The organism is Streptomyces misionensis (genome assembly GCF_900104815.1).
GTDB lineage: Bacteria > Actinomycetota > Actinomycetes > Streptomycetales > Streptomycetaceae > Streptomyces > Streptomyces misionensis.
Map to the genome: position 1 here is coordinate 3,066,372 of NZ_FNTD01000004.1, position 16,944 is coordinate 3,083,315.

The window sequence follows — 16,944 nt, forward strand, 5'->3', positions numbered from 1 at the left end:
CGGCCCGGCAGTCGCTGGTCACAAGGATGTGCGGCCCCGCGAGCGGGACCGCACACCGCATTCCGTCATGAGGGGGGCTCAGCGACCGCCGCCACCGTGACCGCCACCGCCGTGGCCGCCACCACCGTGGCCACCGCCGCCGTGACCGCCACCACCGTGGCCTCCGCCACCGTGACCGCCGCCACGTCCGCCGTGGTCACCACCGCGTCCGCCATGGTCGCCACCGCGTCCGCCGTGGTCACCACCGCGTCCACCGTGATCGCCACCGCGTCCGCCGTCGTCGTAGCCGCCGCGTCCGCCGTGGTCGTAGCCACCGCGTCCGCCGTCGTCGTAGCCGCCGCGTCCGCCGTCGTCGTATCCACCACGTCCGCCGCGGTCACCGCCGCGTCCGCCATGGTCGCCGCCGCGTCCGCCGTGGCCGCCGCCACCGTTGTCGTCGACCCTGCTGATCGAGCTGGTGGAGTGGTCGAACGTCGTCGCCGAGGCAGTGCTCGCTGCGCTGAGTGCGGCTCCACCGGCCAGCATGACACCGGCCGCGGACAGGGCGAAGAGACGCCTCGTGCGTTGTGCTCGCATAGGAGATACCTTCCGTTCCATCGTCTCTCACGGCTCCGTTTCGGGAACGCGCGAGGTGGATGGCCGCCGCCGCACACAGAACGTGCGGCACGGTCTTCGGATGTCACCGCTGGATCATGTGCGGCACGTCGATACGGCCGACGCCTGCGGTCCGCCCGGACGCTGTCGCGCCATCGGGTACCGCGGCTGAGGATCGAGGTGTCCCCCTGACCTCGCCGACCGCGCATGCCGAGCACGTGCGGCTTTTCACTGATTGAGCCTAGTACCCCACCCGCCGCTTGGCACCTCAGGAGAACCAACACCCGGTCGGCGTCAGCGCGGGACGCGGACCACGCCCTCCTGGATCACCGTGATGGCGAGCCGGCCGTCCTGGGTGTGGATGCGCGCCTGGCCGAGGCCGCGGCCACCGTGCGCGGACGGCGATTCCTGGTCGTAGAGCAGCCATTCGTCGGCGCGGAAGGGGCGGTGGAACCACATCGCGTGGTCCAGGGAGGCGCCGACCACGTCGCCGACCGCCCAGCCGCCGCGACCGTGCGCGAGCAGCACCGAGTCGAGCAGCGTCATGTCGGAGACATAGGTGGCGAGGACGACGTGCAGCAGGGGGTCGTCGTTCAGCTTGCCGTTGGTGCGGAACCACACCTGGCTGTGCGGCTCGCGGGGCTCGCCGAACTTCCCGTACGGCGGCTCGTCCACGTACCTGAGGTCGACCGCCTCGCGCGCCTCCAGGAAGCGCTCCACCACGTCGGGCGCGAGATGGCCGTAGCCGCGCAGCCGCTCCTGGGAGGTCGGCAGGGTCGCCGGGTCCGGCGCGGACGGCATCGGCGCCTGGTGGTCGAGGCCCTCCTCGTACGTCTGGAAGGACGCGGAGAGGTGGAAGATCGGCTTGCCGTGCTGGACCGCGACCACGCGGCGGGTCGTGAACGACCGGCCGTCGCGGATGCGGTCGACGGTGTACACGATGGGCGCGCCGGGGTCGCCGGGGCGCAGGAAGTAGGCGTGCAGGGAGTGGGCGGGCCGGTCCGCGGGGACCGTCCGCCCGGCGGCGACCAGCGCCTGCGCCGCGACCTGCCCGCCGAAGACGCGGGGCACGACGGCGGAGCGCGACCGGCCGCGGAAGATGTCCTCCTCGATCCGCTCCAGGTCGAGCAGATCGAGGAGGTCTTCGAGTGCCTGGCTCATGGTGTCTGGTGTACCGGCCGGTCCTTGCGCCGGGCTTACAGGCCCATGTCCTTGGCGATGATCGTCTTCATGATCTCGCTGGTGCCGCCGTAGATGCGGTTGACGCGGTTGTCCGCGTAGAGGCGGGCGATCGGGTACTCGTTCATGTAGCCGTAGCCGCCGTGCAGCTGGAGGCAGCGGTCGATGACCCGGTGCGCCACCTCGGTGCAGAACAGCTTGGCGGAGGCGGCCTCGGCGGGGGTCAGCTCGCCCGCGTCCAGGGCCTCGGTGGCGCGGTCGGCGACGGCCTCGGCGGCGTCCACCTCGGCCTGGCAGGCGGCCAGCTCGAACTTGGTGTTCTGGAAGTGCGCGACCGGCTTGCCGAAGACGGTGCGCTCCTGGACGTACTGCTTGGCGAACCGGACGGCGGCCTTGGCCTGCGCGTAGGCGCCGAAGGCGATGCCCCAGCGCTCGGAGGCCAGGTTGTGGCCGAGGTAGTAGAAGCCCTTGTTCTCCTCGCCGAGCAGGTCCTCGACCGGGACCTTGACGTCCACGAAGGCCAGCTCGGCGGTGTCGGAGGTCTTCAGGCCCAGCTTGTCCAGCTTGCGGCCGACGGAGTAGCCCTCGGACTTGGTGTCCACGGCGAACAGCGAGATGCCGTGGCGGCGGTCCTCGGCGGTGGGCGCGGAAGTGCGGGCGCACACGATCACGCGATCGGCGTGCACGCCACCGGTGATGAAGGTCTTGGCACCGTTGAGGACGTAGTGCGTGCCGTCCTCGCTCAGCTTGGCGGTGGACTTCATGCCCGCGAGGTCGGAACCGGTGCCCGGCTCCGTCATCGCGATGGCCCACATCTCCTCGCCGGTGACGAACTTCGGCAGGTAGCGCTTCTTCTGGTCCTCGGTGGCGAGCATCTTGATGTACGGCAGGGCGAGCAGCACGTGCACGCCGGAGCCGCCGAACTGGACGCCCGCGCGGGCGGTCTCCTCGTAGAGGACGGCCTCGAACTTGTGGCTGTCCAGGCCCGCGCCGCCGAACTCCTCGGGGACGTTGATGCCGAAGATGCCCAGCTCTCCGAGCTTGTAGTAGAAGTCGCGCGGCGCCTGGCCGGCCGCGAACCACTCGTCGTACACCGGTACGACCTCGGCCTCGATGAAGGCGCGCAGGGTCTCCCGGAACGCCTCGTGATCCTCGTTGAACACCGTACGGCGCACGCCGCCCACCTCCACGTACCTCGGCATGCCGGAATGGGGCATGTCTAAGCGCTTGCTCACTGGATCGTACCGGCGGGTAGGTGGCCCGTCCAGGGGTGGCCGGCCGTAACGCTCGTCACGCCGGGGAGGAACGCGGCGGGCGGCTACGCGGCGCCGGCGGCCGCGAACGCCCCGCGCGCCATCCGGTGCAGCAGCGCCGCCGTGGCACCGCGGCCCGGGAGGGTGCCCGCGCGGCCCAGGTGGGGGGTGGAGTTGAGCAGCCCGAAGACCGAGTGGACGGCCGAGCGGGCGGTGGGCTCGGTCAGCGCCGGGTAGACCTCGCGGACCACCTCCACCCACAGCTCGACGTACTGCCGCTGGAGCTGGCGCACCAGCTTGCGGTCGCTGTCGCGCAGCCGGTCCAGCTCGCGGTCGTGCAGGGTGATCAGCGGCCGGTCGTCCAGCGCGAAGTCGATGTGGCCCTCGATCAGGGAGTCCAGCACCGCGGGGGCGCCCAGGTCGCCGTCGGCCTCCGCGAGCCGCCGCCGGGCGCCGGTCAGCAGCTGCCCGCTGATGCCCACCAGCAGCTCGGCGAGCATCGCGTCCTTGCCCGGGAAGTGCCGGTACAGGCCGGGGCCGCTGATGCCGACCGCCGCCCCTATCTCGTCCACGCCGACGCCGTGGAAGCCGCGCTCGGCGAACAGCCGCGCGGCTTCCTTCAGGATCTGCTCGCGCCGGGTCGGGGCGTCGGTTCTGGGAGCCATGAAGACAATTCTAGACAGCGAGGTTAGCGGTCGTTAACCTGAAGGAAATGGTTAACGCTCATTAACCGGTCCGAGCACCGGGTGAGGGGACCGCAGAATGCAGGAGGCACCGGAGCTCCGGAGCGCGGCAGACCCCGCGTCGGAGGCCTGGCGGGCCAATGAAGAGGCCCATCTCGCACTGGTCGAGGAGTTGCGCGGCAAGCTGGCCGCGGCGGCGCTCGGCGGCGGTGAGCGGGCGCGGGCGCGGCACACCGCGCGCGGCAAGCTGCTGCCCAGGGACAGGGTCGACACACTGCTCGACCCGGGCTCGCCCTTCCTGGAGCTGGCACCGCTGGCGGCCGAGGGGATGTACGACGGCCAGGCGCCGGCCGCCGGGGTGATCGCCGGGATCGGGCGGGTCAGCGGGCGCGAGTGCGTGATCGTCGCCAACGACGCCACCGTCAAGGGCGGCACGTACTACCCGATGACGGTGAAGAAGCACCTGCGCGCCCAGGAGGTGGCCCTCGACAACCGGCTGCCCTGCGTCTACCTGGTCGACTCCGGCGGCGCCTTCCTGCCGATGCAGGACGAGGTCTTCCCGGACCGCGAGCACTTCGGGCGGATCTTCTACAACCAGGCCCGGATGTCCGGCGCGGGCATCCCGCAGATCGCGGCCGTGCTCGGCTCCTGCACCGCGGGCGGCGCGTACGTCCCGGCGATGAGCGACGAGGCGGTCATCGTCCGGGGCCAGGGCACCATCTTCCTGGGCGGCCCCCCGCTGGTGAAGGCGGCCACCGGCGAGGTGGTCACGGCGGAGGAGCTGGGCGGCGGCGAGGTCCACTCCCGGATCTCCGGCGTCACCGACCACCTCGCGGAGGACGACGCGCACGCCCTGCGGATCGTCCGCACCATCGTCTCCACCCTCCCGGCCCGGCGGTCGCTGCCCTGGGAGGTCACCCCGGCCGTCGAGCCGAAGGTGGACCCGGCCGGGCTGTACGGCGCGGTCCCGGTCGACTCCCGCACCCCCTACGACGTCCGCGAGATCATCGCCCGCGTGGTCGACGGCTCCCGGTTCGCCGAGTTCAAGAGCGAGTACGGCCAGACGCTGGTCACCGGTTTCGCCCGCATCCACGGCCACCCGGTGGGGATCGTCGCCAACAACGGCATCCTCTTCTCCGAGTCCGCCCAGAAGGGCGCCCACTTCATCGAGCTGTGCGACCAGCGCGGCATCCCGCTGGTGTTCCTCCAGAACATCTCCGGCTTCATGGTCGGCAAGGACTACGAGGCGGGCGGCATCGCCAAGCACGGCGCCAAGATGGTGACGGCGGTGGCCTGCACCCGCGTGCCCAAGCTGACCGTGGTCGTCGGCGGCTCCTACGGCGCGGGCAACTACTCGATGTGCGGCCGGGCCTACTCCCCCCGCTTCCTGTGGATGTGGCCCAACGCCAAGATCTCCGTGATGGGCGGCGAGCAGGCCGCCAGCGTCCTCGCCACGGTCAAGCGCGACCAGCTGGAGGGCCGCGGCGAGTCCTGGTCCGCCGAGGACGAGGAGACCTTCAAGGCGCCGATCCGCGCCCAGTACGAGACCCAGGGCAACGCGTACTACGCCACCGCCCGCCTGTGGGACGACGGCGTGATCGACCCGATGGAGACCCGTCAGGTGCTCGGACTCGCCCTGACGGCCTGCGCCAACGCGCCACTGGGAGATCCCCAGTTCGGCGTCTTCCGGATGTGAGGAGGGGAACCGTGTTCGACACAGTGCTGGTCGCCAACCGGGGCGAGATCGCGGTACGGGTCATCCGTACGCTCCGCTCGCTGGGCGTGCGCTCGGTGGCGGTCTTCTCCGACGCCGACGCGGACGCGCGGCACGTCCGGGAGGCCGACACGGCGGTACGGATCGGCCCGGCCCCGGCGGCGGAGAGCTATCTGTCGGTGGAGCGGCTGCTGGAGGCCGCCGCCCGCACCGGCGCGCAGGCCGTCCACCCCGGCTACGGATTCCTCGCCGAGAACGCCGCCTTCGCGCGGGCCTGCGAGGAGGCGGGCCTGGTCTTCATCGGCCCGCCGGCGGACGCCATCGCGCTGATGGGCGACAAGATCCGCGCCAAGGAGACGGTGAAGGCCGCCGGGGTGCCGGTGGTCCCCGGCGGACGCGACCCCGAACTGGCCGACGCGGCCCGTGAGTTGGGCGCACCCGTGCTGCTGAAGCCGTCGGCCGGCGGGGGCGGCAAGGGCATGCGCCTGGTGCGGGACCTGTCGGTGCTGGACGAGGAGATCGCCGCCGCCCGCCGCGAGGCCCGCGCCTCCTTCGGCGACGACACCCTGCTGGTGGAGCGGTGGATCGACCGGCCCCGGCACATCGAGATCCAGGTGCTGGCCGACGGCCACGGCCACGTGGTCCACCTCGGCGAGCGCGAGTGCTCGCTCCAGCGGCGGCACCAGAAGATCATCGAGGAGGCGCCGAGCGTCCTGCTCGACGAGGCGACGCGGGCGGCGATGGGCGAGGCGGCCGTGCAGGCGGCGCGCTCGTGCGGGTACCGGGGCGCGGGCACGGTGGAGTTCATCGTGCCGGGCAACGACCCGTCGTCGTACTACTTCATGGAGATGAACACCCGGCTCCAGGTGGAGCACCCGGTCACCGAGCTGGTGACCGGCCTCGACCTGGTCGAGTGGCAGCTGCGGGTGGCGGCCGGCGAGCCGCTGGGCTTCGCGCAGGAGGACGTCCGGCTGACCGGGCACGCGGTGGAGGCCCGCATCTGCGCCGAGGACCCCGCCCGCGGCTTCCTCCCCTCCGGCGGCACGGTCCTGCTGCTAAACGAGCCGCAGGGCGACGGCGTCCGCACCGACTCCGGCCTCAGCGAGGGCACCGAGGTCGGCAGTCTGTACGACCCGATGCTCTCCAAGGTGATCGCGTACGGCCCCGACCGCGAGACGGCGCTGCGCCGGCTCCGGGCGGCGCTCGCGGAGACGGTCACGCTGGGCGTCCCGACCAACGCGGGCTTCCTGCGCCGGCTGCTGGGCCATCCGGCCGTGGTGGCGGGCGAGCTGGACACCGGCCTGGTGGAGCGGGTCGTGGACGAACTGGTCACCACCCGGGTGCCGGAGGAGGTCTACGAGGCGGCGGCGGCCGTACGCCTCCAGGCGCTGAAGCCGCGCGGCGCCGGCTGGACCGACCCCTTCTCCGTGCCCGACGGCTGGCGCCTGGGCGGCACCCCCAAGCCCCCCGCCTTCCCCCTGCGGGTGCAGGAGCCGGTGACGTACACCCCGCGCGGCACCGCCGAGGTCACGGACACCGCGGTGACCGTCACCCTCGACGGCGTCCGGCACGGCTTCCACCGCGCCGGCGACTGGCTGGGCCGCGACGGCGACGCCTGGCAGGTGCGCGACCACGACCCGGTGGCCGCCTCCCTGTCCCAGGCCGCGCACGCGGGCGCCGACTCGCTGACCGCCCCGATGCCCGGCACGGTGACCGTCGTCAAGGTCGCCGTCGGCGACGAGGTGGCCGCCGGCCAGAGCCTGCTGGTGGTGGAGGCGATGAAGATGGAGCACGTCATCTCCGCCCCGCACGCGGGCACGGTCGCCGAGCTGGACGTGACGCCGGGCACCACGGTCGCCATGGACCAGGTGCTGGCCGTCATCGCACCGAAGGAGGAGGCGGAGTGAGCACCGAGCAACTGCCCATGGTCGTACCGGCCCCGGGCCTGCCCGCCCGGGTGCGGATCCACGAGGTCGGGGCGCGCGACGGGCTCCAGAACGAGAAGATCGCCGTACCGACCGAGGTGAAGGCCGAGTTCATCCGCCGGCTGGCCGACGCGGGTCTGACGACCGTGGAGGCGACGAGCTTCGTGCACCCCAAGTGGGTGCCCCAGCTCGCCGACGCGGAGCAGCTGTACCCGCAGGTGCGGGACCTGGCCGGGGTCGCACTGCCCGTACTTGTCCCCAACCAGCGCGGCCTGGAGCGGGCGTTGGGGCTGGGCGCCGACCGGATCGCGGTCTTCGCCAGCGCCACCGAGTCCTTCGCCAAGGCCAACCTCAACCGCACGGTGGACGAGTCCCTCGCGGTGTTCGAGCCGGTGGTGCGCCAGGCCAAGGACGCGGGCGCGCACGTGCGCGGCTACGTCTCCATGTGCTTCGGCGACCCCTGGGAGGGCGCGGTGCCGCTGCACCAGGTGGCCCGCGTCTGCACCGCCCTGCGGGACATGGGCTGCGACGAGCTGAGCCTCGGCGACACCATCGGGGTGGCCACCCCCGGCCATGTGCAGGAACTCCTCAATCTGCTCAACGAGGAGGGCGTGCCGACCGACGAGATCGGCGTGCACTTCCACGACACCTACGGACAGGCCCTCGCCAACACCTACGCGGCGCTGGAACACGGCGTGACCACGGTCGACGCGTCGGCCGGCGGGCTCGGCGGCTGCCCGTACGCCAAGTCCGCCACCGGCAACCTCGCCACCGAGGACCTGGTCTGGATGCTGCACGGGCTCGGTATCGAGACCGGCGTCGACCTCGCCCGGCTGACCGCCACCAGCGTGTGGATGGCCGCCCACCTCGACCGGCCCAGCCCCTCCCGTACCGTCCGCGCTCTCTCCCACAAGGAACAGTGATCAGCATGGACCACCGCCTCAGCCCCGAGCTGGAGGAACTCCGCCGCACGGTCGAGGAGTTCGCGCACGACGTCGTCGCGCCGAAGATCGGCGACTTCTACGAGCGGCACGAGTTCCCGTACGAGATCGTCCGCGAGATGGGCCGCATGGGCCTGTTCGGGCTGCCGTTCCCGGAGGAGTACGGCGGCATGGGCGGCGACTACCTGGCGCTCGGCATCGCCCTGGAGGAGCTGGCCCGGGTGGACTCCTCGGTGGCCATCACCCTGGAGGCCGGCGTCTCGCTCGGCGCCATGCCGATCCACCTCTTCGGCACCGAGGAGCAGAAGCGCGAGTGGCTGCCCCGGCTGTGCTCGGGCGAGATGCTGGGCGGCTTCGGCCTGACCGAGCCGGACGGCGGCAGCGACGCGGGCGGGACCCGTACGACGGCCCGGCTGGACCCGGACACCGGCGAATGGGTCATCAACGGCTCCAAGTGCTTCATCACCAACTCGGGCACGGACATCACCGGGCTGGTGACGGTCACCGCGGTCACCGGCCGCAAGCCGGACGGCAGGCCGCTGATCTCCTCGATCATCGTCCCGTCCGGCACCCCGGGCTTCACGGTGGCCGCGCCCTACTCCAAGGTCGGCTGGAACGCCTCGGACACCCGCGAACTCTCCTTCGTGGACGTCCGGGTGCCCGCCGCCAACCTGCTCGGCCAGGAGGGCCGCGGCTACGCCCAGTTCCTGCGCATCCTGGACGAGGGCCGCGTCGCCATCGCCGCCCTCGCCACGGGCCTGGCCCAGGGCTGCGTGGACGAGTCGGTGAAGTACGCCAAGGAGCGGCACGCCTTCGGCCGGCCCATCGGCGCCAACCAGGCCATCCAGTTCAAGATCGCCGACATGGAGATGAAGGCCCACACGGCCCGCCTCGCCTGGCGCGACGCCGCCTCCCGGCTGGTCTGCGGCGAGCCCTTCAAGAAGGAGGCGGCCCTGGCCAAGCTCTACTCCTCCACCATCGCCGTCGACAACGCCCGCGACGCCACCCAGATCCACGGCGGCTACGGCTTCATGAACGAGTACCCGGTCGCCCGGATGTGGCGCGACTCCAAGATCCTGGAGATCGGCGAGGGCACGAGCGAGGTCCAGCGGATGCTGATCGCACGGGAGTTGGGGCTGGTGAGCTGACGGGCTCCGGCACCCGAGGAGGACGGGCCGCGCGGCCCGGGTGAGCGACCTGACCGCCACCCGGGCCGCGCGGCCCTGTGCACATGTCACCTCATGTCAGCGCGACGGCCACAGCAACGCCTGGGCGACGACGACGCGTTCGCCGTCGAAGGTGACGGAGGGCCCCTCGTGCAGTTCATAGCCGAGGGCGAGGGCCTCGCTCACCCGGTGGCAGAAGGCGGCGTCGTCCGGGCCGGTCAGTACGCGGTAGACGGGCAGGCCGTCGGGAGGTGTGCTCATGGGGGACAGGGTGCCAGGCGGGCCCGCCGTCCCGGCCCGCGGGTACGGGCGGCCCTGAAGCCGGTCGGCACACCCGCCCTGGACAGCAAGGAAGGTTAGGCTAACCTACCTTTGCACCTGTCCGGCGGGCGCTGCGCCCCGTTCGAAAGCGGTCATACCCATGCCCCATGCCCGTGTCACCCACCTCACTCGCCGCGGCCTGCTCGCCGCGGGCGGCGCCATCGGACTCGGCGCCGCCCTCGCGGCCTGCGGGGACGACAAGGGCAAAGGCAGCGGCGGGCCGGCGGCCACCGGGAAGTCGGGCCCCTGGTCCTTCAAGGACGACCGCGGCACGACCGTGAAGCTGGACAGGACCCCCGCGAACATCGTCGCCTTCACCGGCGTCGGCGCCGCGCTCCACGACTACGGCGTCCAGGTCAAGGGCGTCTTCGGCCCCACGACGACCAAGGACGGCAAGCCTGACGTGCAGGCCGGCGACATGGACGTCAGCAAGGTGACCGTCCTCGGCAACGCCTGGGGGCAGTTCAACATCGAGAAGTACGCCGCCCTCGCCCCGGACGTGCTGATCAGCACCATGTTCGACGACGCCGGCACCCTCTGGTACGTCCCGGAGGAGTCCGCGAAGAAGATCGGCGCGCTCGCCCCGAGCGTCGGCGTCTCCGTCTACGACCGCCCCCTCACCGAGCCCCTCCAGCGGATGTGGGACCTCGCGGCGTCGCTCGGCGCCGACATGAAGGCACCGAAGGTCACCGCCGCGAAGAAGCGGTTCGAGGAGGCCGCGGCCCGGCTGCGCGCCGCGGCCAAGGCCAGGCCCGACATCAAGGTGATGGCGGGCAGCGCGAGCGACCAGCTCTTCTACGTCTCCGGCACCAACCTCTCCATCGACCTGGAGTACTTCAAGGCGCTCGGGGTGAACTTCGTGGAGCCGCCGGAGAGCGCGAAGAAGCAGGGCGGCGGCTGGTACGAGTCGCTGAGCTGGGAGAACGTCGACAAGTACCAGGCCGACATCATCATGATGGACGACCGGACCTCGGCCATCCAGCCCGCGGACATCACCAAGCCGACCTGGAAGAAGCTGCCCGCGGTGAAGGCGGGTCAGGTGATCCCCCGGTCCCCCGAGCCGATCCTGTCGTACGACAAGTGCGTGCCGCTGTTGACGAACCTGGCCGAGGCGCTGGAGAAGGCGAAGAAGGTCGGCTGAACCGGCGCACGGAGCACACCCCAGCCCTGACCCCACCCCTTCGGGAGCCCGCTCATGACGACAGCCGTCGCCTCCCCCTTCCGGTTCTTCCCCCTCCAGGTCGCGCGGACGCGGCGGCTCGGGCCGACGCTCGTCCGGGTCACCTTCACCGGCGCCGCCCTGCACGCCTTCCACTCCGACGGCCGCGACCAGTCCCTCTCCCTGTTCCTGCCGCGCCCCGGGCAGACCGAGCCCGTCGTCCCGCTCGACCTGGACGACGACTGGTCCCGGCGGTGGCGGGAGTTGCCGCAGGACGTGCGGGCCGTGATGCGGTCGTACACCCTGCGGGCCCTGCGCCGGGACCCGGACGAGGTCGACATCGACTTCGCGCTGCACGGCACGGAGCCGGGTGCCCCGGCGCCCGCGGGGCCCGCCTCCCGGTGGGCCGCGCGGGCCGTGCCCGGCGACCGGGTGCTGCTACTCGGACCGGTGGTCGCCGACAACCGGTCGATCCGGTTCCGGCCGCCCGAGGACACCGACCTGGTGGTGATGTGGGGCGACGAGACCGCCGTACCGGCCGCGACCGCCATCCTCGAATCCCTTCCCCCCGGCACCCCCGTGCGCGCCTGGCTCCAGGTCCCCCACGCCGGCGACGTCCAGGACGTGCGCACGGACGCCGACGCGCGGATCACCTGGCTGGTACGCGAAACAGGCTCCCCCGACCCGCTCACCGCCCTCCGGGAGACCTTTCTGGACGACGCCGCGCGACCCTACGTGTGGCTCGCCGGAGAGTCGGGCCAAGTGAAGGCACTGCGCCGCCACTTCGTCGGCGAACGCGGCGTGGACCGGCGCCGGGTGACGTTCGTGGGGTACTGGCGACGGGGCCTGACGGAGGAAGAGCTGCGGGCGGCGGGAGAGTAGCCCGACCCCGGGGGGCATGACCCTCGTCCGCGCAGACGTGCGCCCCGATTCGGCAAACTTAGGTTAGGCTAACCTAAGTTGAATCCACCTCACCGGAGGACACCCCCATGCGCTCCCACCTGCTCAACGGCCTCACCGCGGAGCACTACCGCCGCTCCGTGACCGAAGGAGTCGAGCGGGTGGCGGAGAAACTCGCCGGCACCGAGCGGCCGTTCAGCGGTGTCACGCCGGACGCGCTCGCGCCCCGGGTCGACGCCATCGACCTGGACCGGCCGCTCGGCGACACCGCGGCCGCGCTGGACGAGTTGGAGGACGTCTATCTGAAGGACGCGGTCTACTTCCACCACCCCCGCTATCTCGCCCACCTCAACTGCCCGGTCGTCATCCCGGCGGTGCTCGGCGAGGCGGTGCTCTCCGCGGTCAACTCCTCGCTGGACACCTGGGACCAGTCGGCCGGCGGCACCCTCATCGAGCGCAAGCTGATCGACTGGACGGCCGGGCGGATCGGGCTCGGGCCCGCCGCGGACGGGGTCTTCACGTCCGGCGGCTCGCAGTCCAACCTCCAGGCGCTGCTGCTGGCCCGGGAGGAGGCCAAGTGCCACGACCCGGCGAAGCTGCGGATCCTCGCCTCCGAGATCGGCCACTTCAGCGTGCAGAAGTCGGCGAAACTGCTGGGGCTCGGCGAGGACGCGGTCGTCACCGTGCCCGTCGACCGCGACAAGCGGATGCGGACCGTCGCCCTCGCCGGCGAACTGGAGCGCTGCCGCCGTGCGGGCCTGGTGCCGATGGCGGTCGTCGCCACCGCCGGTACCACCGACTTCGGCTCCATCGACCCGCTGCCCCGGATCGCCGAGCTGTGCGACCGGTACGGGGTGTGGCTGCACGTGGACGCCGCCTACGGCTGCGGGCTGCTCGCCTCCCGGAAGTACCGGCACCGCATCGACGGCATCGAGCGCGCCGACTCGGTCACCGTCGACTACCACAAGTCCTTCTTCCAGCCGGTGAGTTCGTCCGCCGTGCTGGTCCGCGACGGCGCCACCCTGCGGCACGCCACCTACCACGCCGACTACCTCAACCCGCTCACGACGGTGCGCGAGCGCATCCCCAACCAGGTCGACAAGTCCCTCCAGACCACCCGCCGGTTCGACGCCCTCAAACTGTGGCTGACCCTGCGCACCATGGGCGCCGACGGCATCGGCGAACTCTTCGACGAGGTCTGCGACCTGGCCGTGGCGGGGTGGCGGCTGCTGGCCGCCGACCCGCGGTTCGAGGTGGTGGTCGAGCCGTCCCTGTCCACCCTGGTCTTCCGCTGGGTCCCGGCCGCCGTCACCGACCCGGCCGAGACCGACCGCGCCAACCTCCATGCCCGCAAGGCCCTGTTCGCCTCCGGCGAGGCCGTGGTCGCGGGCACCAAGGTCGGCGGCCGCCACTACCTGAAGTTCACCCTCCTCAACCCCGAGACGACCCCGGCCGACATCGCCGCCGTCCTCGATCTGATCGCCGGCCACGCCGAGCAGTACCTGGGAGAATCCCTTGACCGCGCTTCCTGAAGCCAGCCGCGTCCACGACCTCGTGGGGATCGGCCTCGGCCCCTTCAACCTCGGTCTCGCCTGCCTCACCGAGCCGATCGACGCGCTGGACGCCGTCTTCCTGGAGTCCAAGCCCGGCTTCGAGTGGCACGCCGGGATGTTCCTGGACGGCGCCCACCTCCAGACCCCGTTCATGTCGGACCTGGTCACCCTGGCCGACCCGACCTCGCCGTACTCCTTCCTCAACTACCTGAAGCAGAAGGGCAGGCTGTACTCCTTCTACATCCGGGAGAACTTCTATCCGCTGCGGGTGGAGTACGACGACTACTGCCGCTGGGCCGCGGGCCGGCTGAGCAGCGTCCGGTTCGGCACCACGGTCACCGAGGTGTCGTACGACGAGGAGGGCGAGCTGTACCTCGTGCGCACCGCCGCCGGGGAGACGTACCGCGCCCGGCACCTCGTCCTCGGCACGGGCACGGTGCCGTACCTCCCCGAAGCCTGCCGCGGCCTCGGCGGGGACCTGCTGCACACCTCCGCGTACATGCACCGCAAGGCGGAGCTGCGCGAGAAGAGGTCCATCACGGTCGTCGGCAGCGGGCAGAGCGCGGCGGAGATCTACCACGAGCTGCTGTCCGAGATCGACGTCCACGGCTACCAGCTCAACTGGGTCACCCGCTCCCCGCGGTTCTTCCCGCTGGAGTACACCAAGCTGACGCTGGAGATGACCTCTCCGGACTACATCGACTACTTCCGCGCGCTGCCCGAGGAGACCCGCTACCGGCTGGAGAAGCAGCAGAAGGGCCTGTTCAAGGGCATCAACTCGGAGCTGATCGACGCGATCTTCGACCTGCTGTACCAGAAGGACGTGTCGCGCGGGGACCGGCCGCTGCCGACCCGGCTGCTCACCAACTCCTCACTGGTGAGCGCCCGTTACGACGACGGGAGCTACACCCTCGGCTTCCGCCAGGACGAGCAGGGCAAGGACTTCGAGATCCGCAGCGAGGGCCTGGTGCTGGCCACCGGCTACCACTACGAGCCGCCGGCCTTCCTCGCCCCGCTCCGCGACCGGCTGCGCTTCGACGGCCACGGCCGCTTCGACGTCGCCCGCAACTACAGCATCGACGTCACCGGCCGCGGCGTCTTCCTCCAGAACGCCGGCGTCCACACCCACAGCATCACCAGCCCCGACCTCGGCATGGGCCCGTACCGCAACGCGACCATCATCCGCGAGCTGCTCGGCAGTGAGCACTACCCGGTCGAGAAGTCCATCGCCTTCCAGGAGTTCGCCGTATGACCGACACCGACTTCGGCTTCCGTCCCGTCGATCCGCGCGCGGACGCCGCACTGCTGCACTCCTGGATCACCCACCCCAAGGCCGCCTTCTGGATGATGCAGGACGCCCGGCAAGCGGACATCGAGCGCGTGTACACGGAGACAGCCGCCGACGAGCACCAGGAGGCCCTCCTCGGGCTGCGCGGCGAGCGGCCCGTCTTCCTCATGGAGACGTACGACCCGGCGCACCGGGAACTGGTCGGCCTCTACGAGGCGCGCCCCGGTGACATCGGGATGCACTTCCTGACCCCGGCGACCGACACGCCCGAGCACGGCTTCACCCGGGCCGTCCTCACCGCCGTCATGGCCCGCCTGTTCGAGGATCCGGCGGTGCGGCGCGTCGTCGTCGAGCCGGACGTGCGCAACACGGCGGTGCACGCGCTGAACGCGGCCGTCGGCTTCGTGGCCGAGCGGGAGATCCGCAAGCCGGAGAAGCGGGCCCTGCTGAGCTTCTGCACCCGCGAGCAGTTCACCCAGGCGGTGGCCCGATGACCCCCGCACAGGCCGTGGCCCATCTGTCCCCCGAGCGCTGGGCGACCGCCAACCGGCTGCTGATCCGCAAGGCGCTCGCCGAGTTCGCGCACGAGCGCCTGATCAGCCCCGAGGAGGACGGCGAGGGGTACGTCGTGCGCGGCGACGACGGGCTCACCGCGTACCGGTTCACCGCCGTGCGCCGCGCCCTGGACCACTGGCAGGTCGACGCCGGCTCGATCACCCGCCACCGCGACGGCCGCGAACTCCCGCTCGCCGCACTGGACTTCTTCATCGAACTGAAGGAGTCCCTGGGGCTGAGCGACGAGATACTGCCGGTCTACCTGGAGGAGATCTCCTCCACCCTGGCCGGCACCTGCTACAAGCTCACCAAGCCCCGTGTCACGGCGGCCGAGCTGGCCGCGAGCGGCTTCCAGGCGATCGAGACGGGGATGACCGAGGGCCACCCCTGCTTCGTCGCCAACAACGGACGGCTCGGGTTCGGCGTCGACGAGTACCTGTCGTACGCCCCGGAGACCGCGCACCCGATCCGCCTGGTGTGGCTGGCCGCGCACCGCTCGCGGGCCGCGTTCACGGCGGGGGCCGGGATCGAGTACGAGGGCTTCGTCCGGGGTGAGCTGGGCGCGGCGACCGTCGAGCGGTTCCACCGGACGCTGACCGCGCAGGGGCTTGACCCCGCCGACTACCTCTTCCTGCCGGTCCACCCCTGGCAGTGGTGGAACAAGCTGTCGGTCACCTTCGCCGCGGAGATCGCCCGGCGCCACCTCGTCTGCCTCGGCGAGGGCGACGACGAGTACCTCGCCCAGCAGTCCATCCGGACCTTCTTCAACACCAGCGACCCGCACAAGCACTATGTGAAGACGGCCCTGTCCGTGCTCAACATGGGCTTCATGCGCGGGCTCTCCGCCGCCTACATGGAGGCCACCCCGGCCATCAACGACTGGCTCGCCCGGCTGATCGAGGACGACCCGGTGCTGAAGGGCACCGGCCTGACGATCATCCGGGAGCGGGCCGCCGTCGGCTACCGGCACCTGGAGTACGAGCGGGCCACCGACCGCCACTCCCCCTACCGCAAGATGCTGGCCGCGCTGTGGCGGGAGAGCCCGGTGCCCTCCCTCGACGACGGCGAGTCGCTCGCCACGATGGCCTCCCTGCTGCACGTGGACCACGAGGGCGCCTCCTTCGCGGGCGCGCTGATCGAGCGGTCCGGGCTGGCACCGGCCGACTGGCTGGCGACGTACCTGCGGGCGTACTACGTGCCGCTGCTGCACAGCTTCTACGCCTACGGCCTGGCGTTCATGCCGCACGGCGAGAACACCATCCTGGTGCTGCGGGACGGGGTCGTGCGGCGGGCGGTGTACAAGGACATCGCCGAGGAGATCGTGGTGATGGACCCGGACACGCCGCTGCCGCCGGAGGTGGCGCGGATCCGGGCCGACGTCCCCGAGGACGAGCGGCTGCTGTCGGTCTTCACCGATGTCTTCGACTGCTTCTTCCGCTTCCTCGCCGCCCTCCTCGCCGCCGAGGGCGTCCTCACGGAGGACGAGTTCTGGCGGACGGTCGCGCGGACCACCCGCGCCTACCAGGAGGCGAATCCCGGACTGGCCGACCGGTTCCGCCGGTACGACGTGTTCGCGCCCGAGTTCGCGCTGTCCTGCCTCAACCGGCTCCAGCTGCGCGACAACCGGCAGATGGTGGACCTCGCCGACCCGTCGGGGGCGCTCCAGCTGGTGGGCACCCTGAGGAACCCCATCGCCGGGTTCTGAGGCCCGGG

At 71.5% G+C, this 16,944-nt stretch carries 15 protein-coding genes; 10 read left to right on the forward strand and 5 right to left on the reverse strand.

Going from position 1 to position 16,944, the window contains the following annotated elements:
- Nucleotides 1-65: 65 nt before the first annotated feature.
- The 4 genes from BLW85_RS39405 to BLW85_RS15580 all read right to left on the reverse strand — a co-directional run bounded on the left by BLW85_RS39405 (nt 66) and on the right by BLW85_RS15580 (nt 3,691).
- The gene (locus tag BLW85_RS39405) at nt 66-428 is read right to left on the reverse strand and encodes a hypothetical protein (protein WP_074992368.1); all 363 of its coding nucleotides are present in this window, start codon (nt 426-428) and stop codon (nt 66-68) included.
- Between the two features lie 460 nt (nt 429-888).
- The gene (tesB, locus tag BLW85_RS15570) at nt 889-1,755 is read right to left on the reverse strand and encodes an acyl-CoA thioesterase II (protein ID WP_070027406.1); all 867 of its coding nucleotides are present in this window, start codon (nt 1,753-1,755) and stop codon (nt 889-891) included.
- A 35-nt stretch (nt 1,756-1,790) separates the two neighbouring features.
- Nucleotides 1,791-2,948 (reverse strand): acyl-CoA dehydrogenase family protein, encoded by a 1,158-nt coding sequence (locus tag BLW85_RS15575; protein ID WP_070027479.1) that lies wholly within the window; start codon nt 2,946-2,948, stop codon nt 1,791-1,793.
- A 143-nt stretch (nt 2,949-3,091) separates the two neighbouring features.
- Nucleotides 3,092-3,691, reverse strand: coding sequence for an SACE_7040 family transcriptional regulator (locus BLW85_RS15580; protein ID WP_070027405.1), 600 nt, complete (start codon nt 3,689-3,691; stop codon nt 3,092-3,094).
- A 97-nt stretch (nt 3,692-3,788) separates the two neighbouring features.
- Between BLW85_RS15580 and BLW85_RS15585 the strand changes: the two genes are divergently transcribed.
- Genes BLW85_RS15585 through BLW85_RS15600 form a run of 4 tightly spaced genes read left to right on the forward strand, consistent with a single transcriptional unit; the run spans nt 3,789 to nt 9,437 of the window.
- The gene (locus BLW85_RS15585; RefSeq protein ID WP_074992369.1) at nt 3,789-5,405 is read left to right on the forward strand and encodes a carboxyl transferase domain-containing protein; all 1,617 of its coding nucleotides are present in this window, start codon (nt 3,789-3,791) and stop codon (nt 5,403-5,405) included.
- Nucleotides 5,406-5,416: 11 nt separating this feature from the next.
- Complete coding sequence (locus tag BLW85_RS15590; RefSeq protein WP_074992370.1) at nt 5,417-7,330, forward strand: acetyl/propionyl/methylcrotonyl-CoA carboxylase subunit alpha; 1,914 nt, start codon at nt 5,417-5,419, stop codon at nt 7,328-7,330.
- Nucleotides 7,331-7,347: 17 nt separating this feature from the next.
- Nucleotides 7,348-8,271 carry a hydroxymethylglutaryl-CoA lyase gene (locus BLW85_RS15595; RefSeq protein ID WP_425275363.1) on the forward strand — a complete coding sequence of 308 codons (924 nt, stop codon included), beginning with the start codon at nt 7,348-7,350 and terminating at the stop codon, nt 8,269-8,271.
- 5 nt (nt 8,272-8,276) lie between these two features.
- Entirely contained in the window at nt 8,277-9,437 is a 1,161-nt protein-coding gene (locus BLW85_RS15600) for an acyl-CoA dehydrogenase family protein (protein ID WP_070027478.1), read from the forward strand.
- Between the two features lie 96 nt (nt 9,438-9,533).
- On the opposite strand, the gene BLW85_RS15605 is transcribed toward BLW85_RS15600, so the two are convergent.
- Nucleotides 9,534-9,716 (reverse strand): DUF1737 domain-containing protein, encoded by a 183-nt coding sequence (locus tag BLW85_RS15605; protein ID WP_070027401.1) that lies wholly within the window; start codon nt 9,714-9,716, stop codon nt 9,534-9,536.
- A 160-nt stretch (nt 9,717-9,876) separates the two neighbouring features.
- Between BLW85_RS15605 and BLW85_RS15610 the strand changes: the two genes are divergently transcribed.
- The 6 genes from BLW85_RS15610 to BLW85_RS15635 all read left to right on the forward strand — a co-directional run bounded on the left by BLW85_RS15610 (nt 9,877) and on the right by BLW85_RS15635 (nt 16,936).
- Nucleotides 9,877-10,917, forward strand: a complete 1,041-nt coding sequence (locus BLW85_RS15610) for an ABC transporter substrate-binding protein (protein ID WP_074992371.1) — start codon at nt 9,877-9,879, stop codon at nt 10,915-10,917.
- Between the two features lie 54 nt (nt 10,918-10,971).
- A complete protein-coding gene (locus BLW85_RS15615) occupies nt 10,972-11,817 on the forward strand; it encodes a siderophore-interacting protein (protein WP_074992372.1) in 846 nt (281 codons plus the stop codon).
- Between the two features lie 107 nt (nt 11,818-11,924).
- Nucleotides 11,925-13,367: a lysine decarboxylase DesA gene (desA, locus tag BLW85_RS15620; RefSeq protein WP_074992373.1), complete on the forward strand. Its 1,443-nt coding sequence runs from the start codon at nt 11,925-11,927 to the stop codon at nt 13,365-13,367.
- On the forward strand, nt 13,351-14,640 hold the full coding sequence (locus BLW85_RS15625) for a lysine N(6)-hydroxylase/L-ornithine N(5)-oxygenase family protein (protein WP_070027397.1): 1,290 nt from the start codon (nt 13,351-13,353) through the stop codon (nt 14,638-14,640). Before desA ends, BLW85_RS15625 begins: the two co-directional genes overlap by 17 nt.
- Nucleotides 14,637-15,170, forward strand: a complete 534-nt coding sequence (locus BLW85_RS15630) for a GNAT family N-acetyltransferase (RefSeq protein WP_074992374.1) — start codon at nt 14,637-14,639, stop codon at nt 15,168-15,170. The genes BLW85_RS15625 and BLW85_RS15630 overlap by 4 nt, the downstream gene beginning before the upstream one ends.
- The gene (locus tag BLW85_RS15635) at nt 15,167-16,936 is read left to right on the forward strand and encodes an IucA/IucC family protein (protein ID WP_074992375.1); all 1,770 of its coding nucleotides are present in this window, start codon (nt 15,167-15,169) and stop codon (nt 16,934-16,936) included. The genes BLW85_RS15630 and BLW85_RS15635 overlap by 4 nt, the downstream gene beginning before the upstream one ends.
- Nucleotides 16,937-16,944 lie beyond the last annotated feature (8 nt).

Bases quoted from the DNA above. Each gene is read 5' to 3' on its own strand.
- tesB (WP_070027406.1), bottom strand. From the start codon at position 1,755: ATGAGCCAGGCACTCGAAGACCTCCTCGATCTGCTCGACCTGGAGCGG.
- BLW85_RS15580 (WP_070027405.1), bottom strand. From the start codon at position 3,691: ATGGCTCCCAGAACCGACGCCCCGACCCGGCGCGAGCAGATCCTGAAG.
- BLW85_RS15585 (WP_074992369.1), top strand. From the start codon at position 3,789: ATGCAGGAGGCACCGGAGCTCCGGAGCGCGGCAGACCCCGCGTCGGAG.
- BLW85_RS15595 (WP_425275363.1), top strand. From the start codon at position 7,348: ATGGTCGTACCGGCCCCGGGCCTGCCCGCCCGGGTGCGGATCCACGAG.
- BLW85_RS15600 (WP_070027478.1), top strand. From the start codon at position 8,277: ATGGACCACCGCCTCAGCCCCGAGCTGGAGGAACTCCGCCGCACGGTC.
- BLW85_RS15605 (WP_070027401.1), bottom strand. From the start codon at position 9,716: ATGAGCACACCTCCCGACGGCCTGCCCGTCTACCGCGTACTGACCGGC.
- BLW85_RS15610 (WP_074992371.1), top strand. From the start codon at position 9,877: ATGCCCCATGCCCGTGTCACCCACCTCACTCGCCGCGGCCTGCTCGCC.
- BLW85_RS15615 (WP_074992372.1), top strand. From the start codon at position 10,972: ATGACGACAGCCGTCGCCTCCCCCTTCCGGTTCTTCCCCCTCCAGGTC.
- desA (WP_074992373.1), top strand. From the start codon at position 11,925: ATGCGCTCCCACCTGCTCAACGGCCTCACCGCGGAGCACTACCGCCGC.
- BLW85_RS15630 (WP_074992374.1), top strand. From the start codon at position 14,637: ATGACCGACACCGACTTCGGCTTCCGTCCCGTCGATCCGCGCGCGGAC.
- BLW85_RS15635 (WP_074992375.1), top strand. From the start codon at position 15,167: ATGACCCCCGCACAGGCCGTGGCCCATCTGTCCCCCGAGCGCTGGGCG.